The organism is Burkholderia sp. TSV86 (genome assembly GCF_001522865.1).
Taxonomy (GTDB): Bacteria; Pseudomonadota; Gammaproteobacteria; order Burkholderiales; family Burkholderiaceae; genus Burkholderia.
In genome coordinates this window covers 1-1,180 of the sequence record NZ_LOWB01000121.1, presented here as the reverse complement: position 1 = coordinate 1,180, position 1,180 = coordinate 1, and the positions used below count along the sequence as shown (strand labels likewise).

The following is a 1,180-nucleotide window of genomic DNA, read 5'->3' as shown; positions in this document are numbered from 1 at the left end:
TCATTCGAGCGGACCAAGCCGCACGTGAACGTAGGAACGATTGGTCACGTTGACCACGGCAAGACGACGCTGACGGCGGCGATCGCGACGGTTCTGTCGTCGAAGTTTGGCGGCGAAGCGAAGAAGTACGACGAAATCGACGCGGCACCGGAAGAAAAGGCGCGTGGTATCACGATCAACACGGCGCACATCGAGTACGAAACGGCAAACCGCCACTACGCGCACGTTGACTGCCCGGGCCACGCCGACTACGTGAAGAACATGATCACGGGCGCCGCGCAGATGGACGGCGCGATCCTGGTGTGCTCGGCTGCGGACGGCCCGATGCCGCAAACGCGTGAGCACATTCTGCTGGCGCGTCAGGTTGGCGTGCCGTACATCATCGTGTTCCTGAACAAGTGCGACATGGTCGACGACGCCGAGCTGCTCGAGCTGGTCGAAATGGAAGTGCGCGAGCTGCTGTCGAAGTACGACTTCCCGGGCGACGACACGCCGATCATCAAGGGTTCGGCGAAGCTGGCGCTGGAAGGCGACAAGGGCGAGCTGGGCGAAACGGCGATCATGAACCTGGCCGACGCGCTGGACACATACATCCCGACGCCGGAGCGCGCGGTGGACGGTACGTTCCTGATGCCGGTGGAAGACGTGTTCTCGATCTCGGGTCGCGGTACGGTGGTGACGGGCCGTGTCGAGCGTGGCGTGATCAAGGTCGGCGAGGAAATCGAAATCGTCGGTATCAAGCCGACGGTGAAGACGACCTGCACGGGCGTGGAAATGTTCCGCAAGCTGCTGGACCAGGGTCAGGCCGGCGACAACGTTGGTATCCTGCTGCGCGGCACGAAGCGTGAAGACGTGGAGCGCGGCCAGGTTCTGGCCAAGCCGGGTTCGATCACGCCGCACACGCACTTCACGGCGGAAGTGTACGTGCTGAGCAAGGATGAAGGCGGCCGTCACACGCCGTTCTTCAACAACTACCGTCCGCAGTTCTACTTCCGCACGACGGACGTGACGGGCTCGATCGAGCTGCCGAAGGACAAGGAAATGGTGATGCCGGGCGACAACGTGTCGATCACGGTGAAGCTGATCGCGCCGATCGCGATGGAAGAAGGTCTGCGCTTCGCTATCCGTGAAGGCGGCCGTACCGTCGGCGCAGGCGTCGTCGCCAAGATCATCGAGTAAG

The 1,180-nt window shown here is 62.5% G+C and carries 1 protein-coding gene; it reads left to right on the top strand.

Annotated elements, in window-relative coordinates; genetic code table 11:
* A partial coding sequence (gene tuf / locus WS68_RS23750) for an elongation factor Tu (protein WP_231753101.1) occupies positions 1-1,179 on the top strand: 1,179 nt, incomplete at its 5' end.
* Between the last annotated feature and the right edge of the window lies 1 nt (position 1,180).